This is a genomic window from Streptosporangium sp. NPDC053982, from assembly GCF_055585205.1.
Genome location: NZ_JBVJKQ010000014.1, coordinates 167,550 through 182,765, shown reverse-complemented (window position 1 = coordinate 182,765; position 15,216 = coordinate 167,550). Strand labels below are relative to the sequence as shown.

General features: G+C 73.4%; 11 protein-coding genes and 1 pseudogene. 4 read left to right on the top strand and 8 right to left on the bottom strand.

Features of this window, described 5'->3' with window-relative positions; genetic code table 11:
* Positions 1 to 16: 16 nt before the first annotated feature.
* Entirely contained in the window at positions 17 to 1,522 is a 1,506-nt protein-coding gene (locus ACZ6W9_RS26075; RefSeq protein ID WP_389965739.1) for an AMP-binding protein, read from the bottom strand.
* Between the two features lie 149 nt (positions 1,523 to 1,671).
* On the opposite strand from ACZ6W9_RS26075, the gene ACZ6W9_RS26070 reads away from it, so the two are divergent.
* Entirely contained in the window at positions 1,672 to 2,274 is a 603-nt protein-coding gene (locus ACZ6W9_RS26070; protein WP_470120107.1) for a TetR/AcrR family transcriptional regulator, read from the top strand.
* A gap of 172 nt (positions 2,275 to 2,446) precedes the next feature.
* Here the strand turns inward: ACZ6W9_RS26070 and ACZ6W9_RS26065 are convergent.
* Positions 2,447 to 3,298, bottom strand: a pseudogene (locus ACZ6W9_RS26065) (DMT family transporter); the annotation flags it as partial.
* Positions 3,299 to 3,695: 397 nt separating this feature from the next.
* Between ACZ6W9_RS26065 and ACZ6W9_RS26060 the strand changes: the two are divergent.
* Positions 3,696 to 4,493, top strand: a complete 798-nt coding sequence (locus tag ACZ6W9_RS26060; RefSeq protein WP_389965733.1) for an SDR family NAD(P)-dependent oxidoreductase — start codon at positions 3,696 to 3,698, stop codon at positions 4,491 to 4,493.
* 177 nt (positions 4,494 to 4,670) lie between these two features.
* Here the strand turns inward: ACZ6W9_RS26060 and ACZ6W9_RS26055 are convergent, their stop codons facing one another.
* Entirely contained in the window at positions 4,671 to 6,356 is a 1,686-nt protein-coding gene (locus tag ACZ6W9_RS26055) for a glycoside hydrolase family 43 protein (protein ID WP_470120104.1), read from the bottom strand.
* Positions 6,353 to 7,726, bottom strand: a complete 1,374-nt coding sequence (locus ACZ6W9_RS26050) for a glycoside hydrolase family 5 protein (protein WP_389965727.1) — start codon at positions 7,724 to 7,726, stop codon at positions 6,353 to 6,355. Before ACZ6W9_RS26050 ends, ACZ6W9_RS26055 begins: the two co-directional genes overlap by 4 nt.
* Positions 7,727 to 7,927: 201 nt before the next feature.
* Between ACZ6W9_RS26050 and ACZ6W9_RS26045 the strand changes: the two genes are divergently transcribed.
* The gene (locus ACZ6W9_RS26045; protein WP_389965724.1) at positions 7,928 to 8,950 is read left to right on the top strand and encodes a LacI family DNA-binding transcriptional regulator; all 1,023 of its coding nucleotides are present in this window, start codon (positions 7,928 to 7,930) and stop codon (positions 8,948 to 8,950) included.
* A gap of 135 nt (positions 8,951 to 9,085) precedes the next feature.
* On the opposite strand, the gene ACZ6W9_RS26040 is transcribed toward ACZ6W9_RS26045, so the two are convergent.
* Genes ACZ6W9_RS26040 through ACZ6W9_RS26030 form a run of 3 tightly spaced genes read right to left on the bottom strand, consistent with a single transcriptional unit; the run spans position 9,086 to position 12,228 of the window.
* Entirely contained in the window at positions 9,086 to 9,937 is an 852-nt protein-coding gene (locus ACZ6W9_RS26040) for a carbohydrate ABC transporter permease (protein WP_389965721.1), read from the bottom strand.
* Positions 9,934 to 10,947: a carbohydrate ABC transporter permease gene (locus tag ACZ6W9_RS26035; protein ID WP_389965718.1), complete on the bottom strand. Its 1,014-nt coding sequence runs from the start codon at positions 10,945 to 10,947 to the stop codon at positions 9,934 to 9,936. The genes ACZ6W9_RS26040 and ACZ6W9_RS26035 overlap by 4 nt, the downstream gene beginning before the upstream one ends.
* Positions 10,948 to 12,228, bottom strand: coding sequence for an extracellular solute-binding protein (locus ACZ6W9_RS26030; RefSeq protein WP_470120101.1), 1,281 nt, complete (start codon positions 12,226 to 12,228; stop codon positions 10,948 to 10,950). It abuts the gene before it with no gap.
* Between the two features lie 614 nt (positions 12,229 to 12,842).
* Here ACZ6W9_RS26030 and ACZ6W9_RS26025 point away from each other — a divergent pair.
* Complete coding sequence (locus ACZ6W9_RS26025) at positions 12,843 to 13,295, top strand: iron chaperone (RefSeq protein WP_389965712.1); 453 nt, start codon at positions 12,843 to 12,845, stop codon at positions 13,293 to 13,295.
* Positions 13,296 to 13,464: 169 nt separating this feature from the next.
* On the opposite strand, the gene ACZ6W9_RS26020 is transcribed toward ACZ6W9_RS26025, so the two are convergent.
* On the bottom strand, positions 13,465 to 15,201 hold the full coding sequence (locus ACZ6W9_RS26020) for a hypothetical protein (protein WP_470120099.1): 1,737 nt from the start codon (positions 15,199 to 15,201) through the stop codon (positions 13,465 to 13,467).
* Between the last annotated feature and the right edge of the window lie 15 nt (positions 15,202 to 15,216).

Below are 15,216 nucleotides of genomic sequence, written 5' to 3'. Positions count from 1 at the left end.
TCGGACAGGACCCCGCTCAGGCGGGGCCCGCCGCGGCTCCGGGGGCGCGGTCCGTCAGGTAGTCCTCGCGCAGCCGGGAACGGGAGAGCTTGCCGGTGGGGGTGCGCGGCAGCTCGTCGCGGAACTCGATGATCCGGGGGTGCTTGAACCGGGCCAGGCGCGGGCCGAGGTGGTCCAGCAGCTCCTGCGGGGTGGGCCGGGCGCCCGGCGCGGGCTGGACGAGCGCGGCGACGCGGTGGCCCCACTCCTCGTCGGGCACGCCGATCACCGCGACGTCGGCGACCGCCGGGTGCTCCAGCAGCGCGGCCTCGACCTCCGCCGGGTAGATGTTCACCCCGCCGGAGACGATCAGGTCGGTACGGCGGTCGCACAGGAACAGGTACCCGTCCTTGTCCAGGAACCCGATGTCGCCGGGCGCGTACCACTCGCCGCGCATGCCGGCGGCGGTCTTGGCCGGGTCCTTGCGGTAGGTGAAGCGGCTAAGACCCGACTTGACGTACACCATGCCGGGCTCTCCCGGCGGCAGCTCCTCGCCCTCGGGGCCGAGGATCCTCGCCTCGAACCCGGGGACGGGACGGCCGACCGTGCCGGGGCGCTCCAGCCACTCGTGCGGCTTGACGGCGAAGGCGATGGCCGCCTCGGTGGAGCCGTAGTACTCGTACAGGACCGGACCCCACCAGTCCATGACGGCCTTCTTCACCGCCGGCGGGCAGGCCGCGCCGGTGTGCATCACCTGCCGCAGCGACGACAGGTCGTAGGAGCGGCGGACCTCCTCGGGCAGCCGCAGCATCCGGTGGAACATCGTCGGCACCATCATGGAGTTGGTCACCCGGTGGCGGTCCACCAGCTCCAGCACCCCGGCCGGGTCGAAGCCGGGGGCGATCACGAGGGTGTGGCCAAGGTGCAGGGCGAACATGGTGTGCGCGCACGGCGCGGAGTGGTACATCGGCGAGGTCACCAGGTGGATCCCGTCGCCCGGCCGCAGGTCGCAGACCTCGCCGAGGAACCAGGTGACGGCCGGGACGGCGGCCTCCGGCTCGGCGCCGGACAGCCGCCGCTGGACGCCCTTGGGGAAGCCGGTGGTGCCGGAGGTGTACCACATGACCGATCCGGCGGTCCGGTCCCCGGGGTCGGTCGCCGGCTGCCCGGCGGCCAGGCCGGCGGCGGTGAGCGCCCCGGCCACGGGGCGGTCCGGTCCGGCGACCACGACCCGGGCGTCGCAGTCGGCGAGGATGTAGGCGATCTCCGCGTCCGTCAGGTGCCAGTTGACCGGCACGTAGTACAGGCCGATCTGGCCGGTGGCCATCAGCATGACCACCTGGTCCAGGCCGTTGGGCAGCACCCCGGCGACCACGTCGCCCCGGGTGAGCCCGCGGGCGCGCAGGCCGTGCGAGACCCGGTTCACCAGGGCGAGCAGCTCGCCGTACGAGGTGGTCGTGCCGTCGGCGTCGATCACCGCGCGGCGTCCCGGGTCGGCGTGTGCGATCCGGTAGAAGCCGGGGAGAGCGGTGATGTCGGGCATGGGTCCTCCCGGTGCCGTCGGCCGACGGGACGCGAACGGGACCGCGGAGTACGGCGGGCTCCCCTTTTCATCCCTTTTGTAGTAGAGATGCGCGCGGCGGTGTCCGGCGAAACCGGAAAGGCGGGACGGGGAGCGGCTAGGGTTCCGATGTGGCACGGGGATTCGGGCGTCTGCAGCGTGACGACCTGCTCCGCGCGGCCTGCGGCGTGATCGCCGCACGGGGGTTCGGGCGCACGCGCACGACCGACATCGCGCGGGCCGCGGGGGTCAGCCAGGCGCTGCTGTTCTATCACTTCGAGACGAGGGAGAAGATGCTCGCGCATGCCCTCGCCTACGCGGCCGAGCGTGACCTGGCGGCCCTGGAGAGACTGGAGGCGTCGGGCGGCTCCCCGCCGGAGCGGCTGCGCGCCCTGCTCGCCCTCTACTCCCCCGGCGGGCGTCCCACCTCGTGGACGCTGTGGATCGACGCCCGCGCCGAGTCGGTGCGCGACGCCGACCTGGAGGCGATCTGCCGGGAGACCGGCCTGCGCTGGCGGCGGGCGCTGCGCTCCGTCGTCGACGAGGGGGTCGGGACCGGCGCCTTCGCCTGCGCCGACCCCGAGGGCGCGGTCTGGCGGATCATCGCGCTCGTCGACGGCCTGGCCGTCCAGGCGACCGCGCACCGGCGGCTGCTGACCCGGGCCCGGCTGGCAGAGCTCGTCCGCGCGTCCGCCGAGCTGGAGCTGGGTCTGCCGCGTGGCGCGTTGTCCTGAGCCGACCGCCGGGCCACCAGCGGCCTCCGGGCGACCGCCGCCCGCCGGGCCACCACCGCCCGCCCGGCGACCGCCGTGCGCCGCGTGACCTCCTCCCGCCGGACGGTGGGCTCCCGCCGGGCGACCGGCGTCCACCGGGCCGCCACCGGCCGCCGGGCAGCACGACCATGAGCATGGCCAGGGCGATGAGCCCGCCGCCGACGAGGAAGGTGCCGGTGAGCGGCTCACCGTACGCCGCGACGGCCAGGGCGGTGACCCAGAGTGGCTGGGCCGACAGGATCACCGCGGCGGGCACCGGCGGCACGTGGAGCTGCCCGAAGGAGCGGGCCAGGAAGCCGAGGGCGCAGGCGACGACCGACAGGTGACCCAGGACCGCCCAGTCGGCCGGGGTGGCGGGCAGCGTGAGGCCGCCGGGCACGGCGAGGACGCCGGTCATGAGCGCGATGGTGCCGAGCTGGATCACCGCGATCGGGTAGGCGTCGCGGCGGGCGCCGTCGTAGCCGCCCAGCACCAGCGTGTGCGCCGCGTACAGCACCGCCGACAGCAGCGTTACGGCCAGCGCGGGCAGTGACACGTCGCCGCCCTCGGCCTCCTTCAGCAGCGTGAAGGCCGCCATCGCGGTCGTCGCGAGCGCCACCGCGACCCAGGTGCGGCCGGAGATCCGGGCGCCGGTCAGGATCAGCCCGAGGAGCGGGGTGATCACCACGTAGGAGCCGACGGCGAAGCCCGAGACCGAGGAGGGGAGGTCGCTCAGGGCGACCGCCTGGGCGGTCTGGCCGACGCCGAACACCAGGCCGAGCAGGGCTCCGGTCAGCCACGTCCGCTCCGACAGTCCCCGCAGGCAGCGGGGGCGGATCGCGACCAGGACGAGCGTGGCGATGCCGTACCGCTCGGTGAGCAGGTCGGCCACGGGCACGCGGGCGATGAGGTCCTTCATCAGCGGAAAGGCCGAGCCCCAGGCCGCGCTGACGAACAACAGGAGGACGGTTCCCAGGAGGGGACGGGGGGCGGACGCCGCTGTCATACCCGGAAGGATTGCATCACGTTCGGCGACGTTGACGTCACCGAATGAATCGGAGTGGTCCTAATACGCCTCTGAGGAAGTCCGTTCCACCGGCGTGTGACACCTCACACCCCAGACAGCGGTTTTCGAGGCTTACAAGCGTTCCGTCCGGTTTCGGGACGGGGCACCGGGAGACCACTTGCGGGTGTTCCATCCAGTCCCCGGGACGGGGGCATCGGGAGGGCACTTGCGGATGTTCCGCCCGGTTCCCGAGTGGTGACACCGGGAGACCGCTTACGGGTGTCCCGTCCGGTTGCCGGGTAGGGGCGCCGGGAGACGCCGGGAGGCCGCCCGCGGGTGTTCCGCCGGTCACCGGGTAGGGGCCACCGGACGGCACAGGAGACGCGGGAGGCTGCTGATGAAGACGGCGATCGTGACCGGGGGCGCCTCGGGCATCGGCCTGGCCCTCGCCCGCGAGCTGCGCGGGCACGGCGTCCACGTGGTGGTCGCGGACTCCGACGGCGACGGAGCCGGGCGCGCCGCCGCCGAGCTCGGCTGCGCCGGGGCGGCGCTGGACGTCACCGACGCGGACGCGGTCCGGGAGCTGGTGGCGAAGGTCCGGGCCGACCACGGCCGGCTGGACTTCATGTTCAACAACGCCGGGATCGCGGTCGGCGGCGCCGCCGAGGAGTTCGGCCTGGAGCACTGGAACCGGGTGATCGACGTGAACCTGCGCGGGGTGGTCCACGGCGTCCACGCCGCCTACCCGGTCATGATCGAGCAGGGGTTCGGCCGCATCGTCAACACCGCGTCCGTGGCGGGGGTGTTCCCCGCCCCGTTGATGCTGCCCTACACCACGGCCAAGCACGGGGTGGTCGGGCTGTCGCTCGCGCTGCGCGCCGAGGCGGCGGCGCACGGGGTGAGGGTGCACGCGGTCTGCCCGGGTTTCGTCGACACCCCGCTGTTCGACCGCGTCAACCCGGGTCTGCCGCAGACCGCGGTCAGCGCGAACGCCCGGCGCTCGGCGGAGCTGGCGGCGCCCTTCCTCTACCCGGCGGAGACGCTGGCCCGCGACGTCATGCGGGGCGTCGCCCGCGACCGGGCGCTCATCGTGGTCCCGGCGTCGGGCCGGGCGGCCTGGCTCCTGACCCGGCTCTCGCCCGCGCTCGCGGTCCGGGCGGCCTCACTGGGAGTCCGCCGCCTGCTCCGCGGCTGACGACCGGACGGTCCGCCCGACGGCCCGGCACCGGGCCGGGCCCCTTGGATCGCTCCTGGCCCGGGTCCGGGGTCCACGGGTTCAAGACACCGCGGGGTCACGGCCCCACGGGCTCACGGCCCCACGGGTCCACGGGCCCACGGCCCCACGGGTTCATGAACTCACGGGCTCACGGGCTCACGGGCTCACGGGCTCACCCAGGGGGAAATACTCGAACCAGTCGAAGTCCGCCGGACTCCGGGCCGCCTCCGGGCCGCCCGCGGCGTACATGCCGATGTAGGCGCCGGTGAAGCCGCCCGCGACGGTCGTGCTGAGCACGCGCCCGTCCACCGCGGCCCCGAGGGGCAGCCACCGCCCGGGGGTCGTGGCGTAGCGCATCCGGTACTCCTGGCCTCTCGCCTCCACCCCGAGGAACAGCCTGCCGCCGGGCACCGGGGCCGTGGCGAGCACCTCGTCGGCGCCGGCGTGCCGGCGAACCACCTCCAGGCCGCGCGCCGACAGGACGTAGCGGATGTGGAAGTCGTCGTTCTGCACCAGCACCAGGCCCGCGCACCCGTCCCCCGCCGGGGTGAAGTCGAGGGCGGTGTGCGCGGCGAAGTCGCGGTGGCACTGCCTGCGCGCCACCAGGCTCGGCGCGGCCCGCTCGGCGAGGGTCCGCGGGCCCGGCCGCAGCCTCAGGTGGCCGGGCCGCTCGGTCAGGCTCCAGTACGGCTCGCGCGGGGTGCGCAGGTGGTTCCAGCACGGCGCGAGCCGTTCCGCGTCGAAGTTGTCGCATACGGGTTCGGCGGGCCAGCGGTGCTCGGACAGGCCCGGCGCGGCCGCCTCTGGCCGGACCTGCTCGGCGAGCGGCCAGCCGTCCTCCCAGCGCACCCGGGTCAGGAAGGTCTCCCGGCCCAGGTTGTAGTGGTATCCGCCGTAGGGGCGCATCGCCAGCAGCACCATCCACCACTCGCCGGCGGCGGTCCGCACGAGGTCGCCGTGGCCGGTCCCGACGATCGGGTGGTCGAGGCCCAGGTGGCGGTGGGTGAGGACCGGGTTGCGGGGGTTGCCGTGGTACGGCCCGGCGACGTCGTCCGAGCGGGCGACGGTCACGGCGTGGTCGTGCGCGGTGCCGCCCTCGGCGATCAGCAGGTGGTAGCGGCCGTCGACCTTGTAGAGGTGCGGGCCCTCGGCCCAGACGGCGTCCTTGAGCGCGCCGTCCCACAGCACGGTCTCCTCGCCGGTGAGGGTCATCGTGCCGAGGTCGAGCCGGCGCAGGAAGATCTCCGTGTGGCCGAGGTCGTTCGTGGGGCGGGTCGCGGTGACCCAGGCGGTCCCGTCGTCGTCGAAGAACAGCGACGGGTCGAAGGCGCGGGGCAGGTCCAGCGGGTACGGCTCGCTCCACGGGCCCGCCGGGTCGGTCGCGGTGACCACGAAGTTCTCCAGGCCGGCCTCCGGCCGCCCGTCGACCAGCGTGGTGATCATGTAGAAGACGCCCTCGTGGTGCCGGAGCGTCGGGGCGTAGATCCCGCCGCTGGGCTTGGTCCCGTCGAGCGGGAGCTGGGAGGGACGGTCCAGGACGTGGCCCAGCGGCCGCCAGTGCACCAGGTCGAGGCTGTGGAAGATCGGCACGCCGGGGAACCACTCGAAGCTCGACGTGACCAGGTAGTAGTCGTCGCCGACCCGGCAGATCGAGGGGTCGGGGTGGAAGCCGGGGAGGATCGGGTTGGTGAACGCCCTCGCCGCGCCCGCCGCGCCGAGAACGCCCGCCGTACCCGCACCGCCCGCCGTACCCGTCGCGCCCGGACCGCCGGCCGTGCCCACCGGGTTCACCGTGCCGGAGACGTCCGCCGTGCCCGTCGTCTCCGGGACGCCCGCCGTCACCGGGCCGCCAGGTTGCCGGCGAGGAGTTCGAGCAGGGGCTCGCGGCGGACGCAGGCCGTCAGGGCGAAGGAGTCGGCCAGCGCGATCAGCTGCTCGTCGGACAGGCCGCGGAACAGCGAGGCGTACTCCGGCAGCATGGCCTGGGCGATGAGGATGTGCCGGATGAGGTCGTCGGCCTGGTACCGGGCGCCCCACGGGTAGGGGTCCCAGCCGGGGAACTCGGTCTCCAGGAGCCGGTGCAGCGGCGCGAGGACGTCCGCGGACTCCTCCATGGTGGAGCCCCACCGGTCGGCGCCGAGCCGCGACTTCTTCGCGATGAACGGCCCGAAGCGCTCCATGTAGGGGCCCGCGGCGTACACCAGCCCCTGGAGCCCGACGTCCTTGTAGGTCCACAGGGACCAGCCCGCCTCGTGGGCGTCGTAGATGTCGAGCTGGTCGCGGAGGATCTGGTAGCGCTGCCCGTCCACGCCGGGGTCGCCGGTGTAGACGGGGCCGAACTCCCCCACCCACAGCGGTGTGCCCGTCTGGCGCTGGAAGGCGGTGCGCCGCTCGAAGGTCAGCTCCAGCTGCTCGCGGTCCACCCACTCGCCCCGGGTGTGACCGGGGTACGGCCCGCCGTGCGCGAACCCGGCCAGGGCGTAGTCGTGGCAGACGAAGACGGTGTTCTCGTAGACCTCGCGGAAGACGGAGAAGTCGGTGGAGTAGGTGTTGCCGTCGAGGAACAGCACGTGGCCGGGGTCGGCCGCGCGGACCGCCTTGACCAGGCGGTCGTAGAACGGCCCGACGACCGTGCCGGTGGGGTCGGCGGGCTCGTTGACCGGGTTGTAGCCGGCCACCCACCGGTGGTCGCGGTAGCGGTCGGCGATCGCCTCCCACAGGTGCACCACCCGGTCCTGGAAGTGCCGGTGCCGCCAGAACGAGGCGACGTGGGTGGGGTTGTCGGAGTGCCAGTGCTGGTTCTGCGCCCCGGGCAGCGCGTGCAGGTCGATGACGCTGTAGATGCCGTGCTCGCCGAGCAGGCCGACGACGCGGTCGAGGTGCCGGAAACCCCGTTCGACGATCTCCATGGGGCGGTCGTCGGACTCCAGGTGACGGTAGTTCACCGGGATGCGCACGCAGTTGACGCCGAGGGAGGCCAGCAGCGCCGCGTCGCCGGGGCCGAAGAAGGAGGTCAGCAGCCGGTCGAAGAACAGCTCGGCCCGGTCCTCACCCAGCACCTCGCCCACCGAGCGCCGCATCTCCGACTCGGTGGAGGGGTAGCCGGTGATGAAGTTCTCCATGTTCAGCCAGCCCCCGAGGCCGACGCCGCGCAGCCGTACCGCGGCGCCCTCCGGGTCGACGAGCCGGGATCCGGAGACACGCAGGGTCATGGATTCTCCTTGTGCGACGATCGCCGTCCGCCGAGCGGGCGCCGAAAGCGGTTCTTTGAAACTTTCATCAGGAAATTGAACTTTTCAGAGCCGAGCGATACGCGGAACGCGCATATCACTCGAATGATCCGTTCGGATGGAATGACCGGCATGCCGCGCCGGGCGGGCGGAGAGCCGAAAGTTTCGGCTACACTCCTGGGCATGCCAGCGAAGAGGCGGGTGACGATCGCCCTCATCGCCGAGGAGGCGGGGGTTTCCGTCCCCACGGTGTCCAAGGTCATCAACGGGCGTCCGGAGGTCGCCGCCGAGACCCGGCGGCGGGTCGAGCGGTTGCTGCACAAGCACGGCTACCGGCGGCGCGTCAGCCAGAGCGACGGGCCGGTCGGGCTGATCGACCTGGTCTTCTCGGAGATAGAGAGCCCGTGGGCGATGGAGATAGTGCGCGGCGCCGAGACGGCCGCCCGCGAGGCCGACGCCGGCATCGTGGTGTCCGTGCTGCACACGCACGCAGGCCCCGGCCGCGACTGGCTGGAGCGCATCGCGGCCCGCCGTACCGACGGCGTGGTCGTCGTCGCCTCGAAGCTGTCCGCCACGCTGCAGGGGCAGCTCAACGCCCGCGCGATGCCGTTCGCCGTCGTCGACCCGGAGGGCGAGCCCGCGCCGGGCGTCACCTCGGTCGGCGCGACCAACTGGAACGGTGGGCTGGCCGCCACCCGGCACCTGCTGGAGATGGGGCACCGCAGGATCGGGATGATCGGCGGACCGGCCGACATGCTGTGCAGCCGGGCCAGGATCGACGGCTACCGCGCGGCGCTGGAGACCGCGGGCGTGACCGTCGCGCCGGAGCTGATCTGCCACGGCGACTTCCTGGTCGACTCCGGTCGCGACCACGGCCACGCGCTGCTCTCCCTGGACGACCCGCCCACCGCCATCTTCGCCGGCAGCGACATGCAGGCGTTCGGGGTGTTCGAGGCCGCCCGGCGGCGCGGCCTGCTCGTCCCGGACGACCTCAGCGTCGTCGGCTTCGACGACCTGCCGCTGGCGCGCTCGGCCTGGCCGCCGCTGACCACCGTCCGCCAGCCCCTGCAGGACATGGCGGCCACGGCCACCAGGATGGTCCTGGGCATGGGGCGGGGCGAGCCGGCGCAGGCCCGGCGCGTCGAGCTGGCCACCGACCTCGTCGTCCGGGAGAGCACCGCGCCGCCCCGGGCCGCGCGGGGCTGAGGCGTCCGAGGGGACACCGTACCCCTGGGCCGGCGGGGCCGCGCCGTACTCCGGCCCCGTCCGCCCCGGGGCGCCCGCCGGGGTGCCGTGTCCCGGGGCGCCCGCGGGGGCGCCGCGTCCCAGATCCACCGGCCGTCAGCCCTTCATCGCGCCGGCGGTCAGGCCGCTGACGAGCCGGCGCTCGGCCAGGGCGTAGAACGCCAGCGCCGGCACCATCGCGACGGTGACGTAGGCGAGGACGCGCGCCCACTCGGTGGCGTACTGCCCCTGGAACTGCTGGACGCCGAGGGGGAGGGTCCACCAGGAGGGGTCGTTGAAGACGACCAGGGGGAGCATGAAGTTGTTCCAGCTCCCCACGACCGCGAGCACCGAGACGGTCGCCAGCGCCGGGCGGGCCATCGGCAGCAGGATCTTCCAGAAGAAGCCGAACGCGCCGCACCCGTCGAGCGTCGCCGCCTCCTCGATCTCCCCCGGGATGCTCCGGAAGAAGCCCCGCAGGATGATGATCGTCATCGGCAGGCCGAAGGCGGCCTGCGGCAGCACGACCCCCAGCGGGTTGTCCAGCAGGCCGGCGGCCCGCAGCAGGACGAACAGCGGGAGGATCGCCACCGCGAACGGGAACATCAGCCCGACCGTGAAGAGCGTGAAGAACAGCTCCCGCCCCCGGAAGGCGAAGCGGGCGAAGACGAAGGCGGCCAGCGCGGACACGCCGACGACGACGAGCGTCGTGGCCGCCGCGATGAGGACGCTGTTGCCGAGCTGTCGCCAGAACGTCGGGGCGGTCAGCACGTCGGCGTAGTTGGTGAACACCCACGGCGACGGCAGGCCGACCGGGTTGGTGGACAGCTGGACGGTGTCCTTGAACCCGCCGAGCAGGCCGAAGAGGATCGGCACGATGACGAACGCCCCGACCGTCACGGCGATGACGTGCAGCCCCAGGGACCGCGGCCGGACTCCGGCGCGGGAGGGGGCACTCCGCCGGTTCAACGCTGGCTCCGCATGGCGGTGAGGGCTCCCTCGGTGTCGCGGCGCATGACGTACCGCTGGTAGAAGAGTGCGAAGACGAGGCTGATCGCGAACATCACGACGCTGATCGCGTTGGCGTAGCCGACCTGGTAGCGCTTGAAGCCGAACTGGAACATCGTGACGGCCATGGTCTCGGAGGAGTGGGCCGGCCCTCCGCCGGTGAGGACCCAGACCAGGTCGAACAGCTGGATCGCCCCGATGACGGACAGGAAGACGCTGATCCGGATCGTCGGGCCGAGCAGCGGCAGCGTGACGTACCGGAACACCTGCCAGCTCCCCGCGCCGTCGATCTGCGCCGCCTCGGTCACCTCGTGCGGGATGCCCTGACGGCCGGTCAGGTAGAGGATCATGTGGAAGCCGAAGTACTTCCAGGTCATCACCAGGAAGAGGGACGGCATGACGGTGGACGGGTCGGAGAGCCAGTCCGACTCCAGCCCCACCGTCCCCAGCACGAGGTTCGCCAGGCCGCCGTCCGGGGACAGGATCATCGAGAACAGCACCCCGGTGATCACCTCGGAGAGGATGTACGGGGCGAAGAAGATCATCCGGTAGACGGCCCGGCCGCGCATGCGCTGGTTGAGCAGCATGGCGACGCCGAGGGCGAACGGGAGCTGGACCACCAGCGACAGGACGATCAGCACCACGCCGCGCCACAGGTCGCCGAGGAAGACCTCGTCGCCGAACATCCGCTCGAAGTTGGCCGTCCCGATGAAGTCGTCCGGGAGGCCGCGCAGGCCGTTCCACTTGAAGACGCTGGTGTAGATCGCCACGAGGATCGGGGCCAGGACCAGCAGGCCGAACAGCAGCAGGGCCGGGAGCAGGAACGCCGCTATCGTCAGCCTGCCCCGGAACCGGTGCCCGCGCGGCGGCCGGGGCGCCGGTGCCCCGGCCGCCGTGTCGGCGGCCGGGGACGGCGCCCGCCGCTCCCCCGTGGGGGGCGCGAGCCGGGAGGTGCCTTCCGCAGCCCTCATCTACTCGGACTTCGCCGTCTCGGTGATGGCCTGCGCGACCTGCTCGGGCGTCTTCTTGCCCACGATCAGCTCGGCGACGCTGTCGTTGACCTCCTGCCCGACCGCCGGGGGGTAGGCCTGGTCGAGGTAGAGCTGGAAGCCGCTCGCCGTCGACAGCGCCTTGGCCACCGTCGCCAGGTTCGGGTCCTTGACGGCGTCCTCGGTGCCCTTCAGCACCGGCAGGACCGCCCCGGACGCCACCACGTCGCGGTGGTTCTTCTCCTCGGAGATGAACTTCAGGAAGTCGAGCGCCTCGGCGGGGGCGTCCGCGCCGACGGCGTACCCGCCGCCGCCGCCGAAGGCGTCCGTCACCTTGCCCGTCCCGCCCTCGACGGCCGGGAAGGGGAAGAAACCGAGGTCGTCGCCGATGCCCTTGCCCGCCTCCTTCTCCACCGACGGCGCCCACTGGCCCATCAGCTCCATCGCCGCCTTGCCGTTGCCGACGAGCGCGGCCTGGCCGTCGGGGGTGTTGTAGGCGGCGCCGAGGAAGCCCTTCTGGAACGGGTCGAGGTCGGCGAGCTCCTTCAGGCGCCGCCCGGCCTCCACGAAGGGGGGCTTGGTGAAGTCGTGGTCGGTCGCCGCCTGCTGCAGGGCCTGCAGGCCGCCGATCCGCATGGCGAGGTAGGCCCAGTAGTAGTGGCCGGGCCACTTCTCCTTGCCGGCCAGGGCGATCGGGGTGATGCCGGCCGCCTTGAGCTTCTTGACGGCGTCGATGTAGGCCGACCAGGTGGCCGGCGGCTCGGTGACGCCCGCCTTGGCGAACAGCGCCTTGTTGTACCAGAAGCCGACCATGCCGATGTCGGCCGGGATCGCGTAGGTCTTCCCGTCGACCTGGTACGGCTGCAGCGAGGCCGGGGTGAACGAGCCGCTCCAGGCCGCGCTGTCATCGGTCAGGTCCTTGACCAGCCCGGCGTCCACCTGCTGCTTCAGGACGCCGCCGCCCCAGGTGGTGAAGAGGTCGGGCGTCTTGCCCGACTGGTTCAGCGTCGTCATCCGGGCCTTGAATGCCTCGTTCTCGATGGGGAGGTTCTTGATGACGACGTTCGGGTGCTGCTTCTGGTACTCGGTGGCCATGCGTGCGAGGAAGGACTTCAGCGGTTCGGTGGTCCCGATGTTCCACCACTCGACCGTGACCTTCCCTCCGCTCCCTCCACTCCCGGAGGCGGCCTTCGGCTCCTCGCCGCCGCATCCTCCGAGGAGGAGCGTGGCTGCGACCAGGGCCGCCGCGCTTCGCCGTCCCAACGACATCACAGTGGTTCCCTTCCTCATCTCTCGGGGGTCGTGCGGGGGCTCAGGCCCTGGCCGACGTCGGGCGGACGCGCCCGGCTCCGCCGCCGCACCACTGTTGCTGAAAGTTTCGACAGATACCCGATATTTTCTGGGTGGCGCCGACGTTACATCGGCGTGACGGCCGGATCAACGGTCGTTGTAGAGACGTTATGGGGCGGTCTCCGCACCTCCGGGGGGTGGATTCGCGGCGCCGTACGGTGTCCCAGCTCAGGGCGTCCCATGGCGGCGCCCCGGGAGGACGGCCCCGGCGGCGGGGTCCGAAAATCCCGGGAGGGGCATGAAAGTTTCAAAGGCCGGCCCGCGGTCCCGCCTCCGCCAGGCCGCGGTCACGCCGGGCCGACGCGGGGCTCCGGCGCTTCGGCCCCGTACCCGTCACGCCGCCGCCGCGGACGTGGACATAGACGTGGACGTGGACGTGGACGTGGTCACGGAGCCGCTACCGACCCGCTATCCGTGGCCACCACGGAGGCGGCCGGCGCCCCCGCTGCGGAATGCTGTGACCACGGCGATCGGACAAGCAGGAGATTCTTGACGATCGCCCACCCATACCGACAGGAGTGATGACGATGGCCGGCGACGAGAGCGGCACCTACGAGGGATTCACGGCCGAGGAGCGCGCCGCGATGAAGGACCACGCCCAGGAGCGGAAGAAGGCGGCGCGCCGCGCCTCGCGGGAGGAGAAGGCGGCGGAGGCGGAGCGGGACGTCCTCGCGAAGATCGCCGAGATGGAGGACACCGACCGGATCATGGCCGAGCGCGTCCACGCCGTCATCAGGGCCACCGGCCCGGAGCTCGAACCGAGGCTCTGGTACGGCATGCCCGCATACGCGCTGGACGGCAAGGTCGTCTGCCACTTCCAGAACGCGGGGAAGTTCAAGACGCGCTACGCGACGCTCGGGTTCAGCGACGTGGCGAAGCTGGACGAGGGCGCGATGTGGCCTGTCGCCTTCGCCCTGACCGAGGTGACGCCCGAGGTGGAGGAGCGGATCGCCGCGCTGGTGAAGCAGGCGGTGAGCTGAGGTCCGCCCCCGGCGGGAGACCGAGTGCGCCGATCGGCTCGCCCGATCCGGGCGGGCGGGGCGGTCCGGGCGCTCTGGGCGGTCCGGGCGGGCGGGGCGGTCCGGGCGAGCGGGGCGGTCCGGGCTTTTTCCGGCCCTCAGCCGCCGTGACGGGCGTACGGCGGGGCGGCTACCGGACGGCCGCGGGCGCGAGGCCGAGGCCGGCGAGCGCGGCCTGCCCGGCGGCGGCGTGCCCGCCCCCGGCGAGCACCAGCGTGCGCGCCGCCTGGTGGCGGCAGCCGGCCGCGTCGAACGCCGCCGCGACGGCGAGTTGCCGGGGCAGGTCGCCGTCGAGCAGCGCCTCCGCCCGGTCCACCTGGGCGGAGGCGACGGGGTTGCCGGTGACCACGGCCCGGGCGGAGGCGATCCGGTCCCGGGCGTCCGGGTGCCCGGCGAGCACTGCCGCCTCCGCCCTGAGCGCCGTATACCAGTGAAGCCAGATCCAGGAGACCCACTTCCACACCTCGTCCGGCTCCGGCGCGATCCGTTCCAGCGCCGCGTCCGCGTCCCCGTGGTGAAGCAGGACCGTGGCGTCGAAGACCGCGCCGTAGCCCCAGCGGTGCTCCGGCCCGGTGCCCGCCTCGTCGACGATCCCGAGCCAGGTCCTCCGGGCGCCGTGGTCGCCGCGCAGGCCGTGGACCATCGCGACCGACGCGGCGGCGGGGCCGAGGGAGAACGACCGTCCCCGGCCGCTTCGCTCCCAGGCGTCGAGGAGCCGCGCGCCGCCGGCGAGCACCTCGGCGGCGTCGCCGGTGAACGCGTCGGCGACCAGGAGCCATGACATGGCGTGATGACCCGCCTCGGCCAGCAGTGGGTGATCGGCGAGCCGCCTGCCCCACCGGCGGGCCCCCCGTAGATCGCCGACGCCGAGGGCGGTTCCGGCGGCCATGGCCAGGGCGTCGACCAGCTCGTGCGTTCCGGCGGGTGAGGGCGGCGCGGACGCCAGGACGTCGATCCGGCGCCGGGCGGCGGCCGCGGCGGCGAAGGGCTCTCCGGCCCAGCTCCGGGCGCCGGAGAGCGCGTCGAGCGCGGCGGACTCCGCCACCGGGTCGCCCGCGTGCCGGGCGAGCTCGACCGCTCGCTCGGCGAACCCGACCGTCTGCCACGCGGTGTTGCCGGTGTCCCCCTGGACCGCGCCGAACGCGTCGGCGACCACCGCCGCCTCGGCCAGCGCGACGGCCGCCTCGGCGGCCGGGGCGTCGCCTGCCAGCTCCCGCGCCTCCTCGAGGAGGGCGGCAGCCTCCTCCGCCGAGGGAACCCGCGTGAACAGGCTGGAGAAGCGGTACGCGACGGTGGCGGCGGCGGCCAGGTCGCGGCCCGCGCCGGTGGTGTCACCGGCCCGGCGGGTGGCCTCCGCGGCGGCGCGGTGCAGGCGGAACATGTCGTCGCCGAGCCCGCGGCATCCGGCCACCGCTGCGGCGCGCCGCAGCGCCGTGGCCGCCTCTGCGTCGCCGGGGGCGGCGGGGACGTCGGGGGCAGGGGCGTCGGCGGGGACGAGGGCGGCGGTCCCGGCGGTCCCGGCGGCGAGCCGGGCCGCCTGTTCCAGCCGCTGCTGGGCCTCGCCGAGCAGGTTGCGGGCGAAGGCCAGATCGGCCAGGGACAGGGCGAGCCGATGGGCGTCCGCGCGCCGTTCCGGCTGCCCGGAGGCCCAGGCGAGGGCGGCCCGCATGTCCTCGGCCACGGCGTCGAAACCGGCGCGCCGGTCCGCGCCGCCGGCTCCCGCGAGGGCGTCCGCCCCGGCCAGGCACCAGCCCAGGTGCCGGGACCGGACGTCCGTCAGCTCGCCGGCGCCGGTGAGCCGCTCCACCCCGTACTGGCGGATGGTCTCCAGCGCCTGGTACCGGGTGCCACCGGTCGAGGCTGTCACCACGTCGATCGGCCC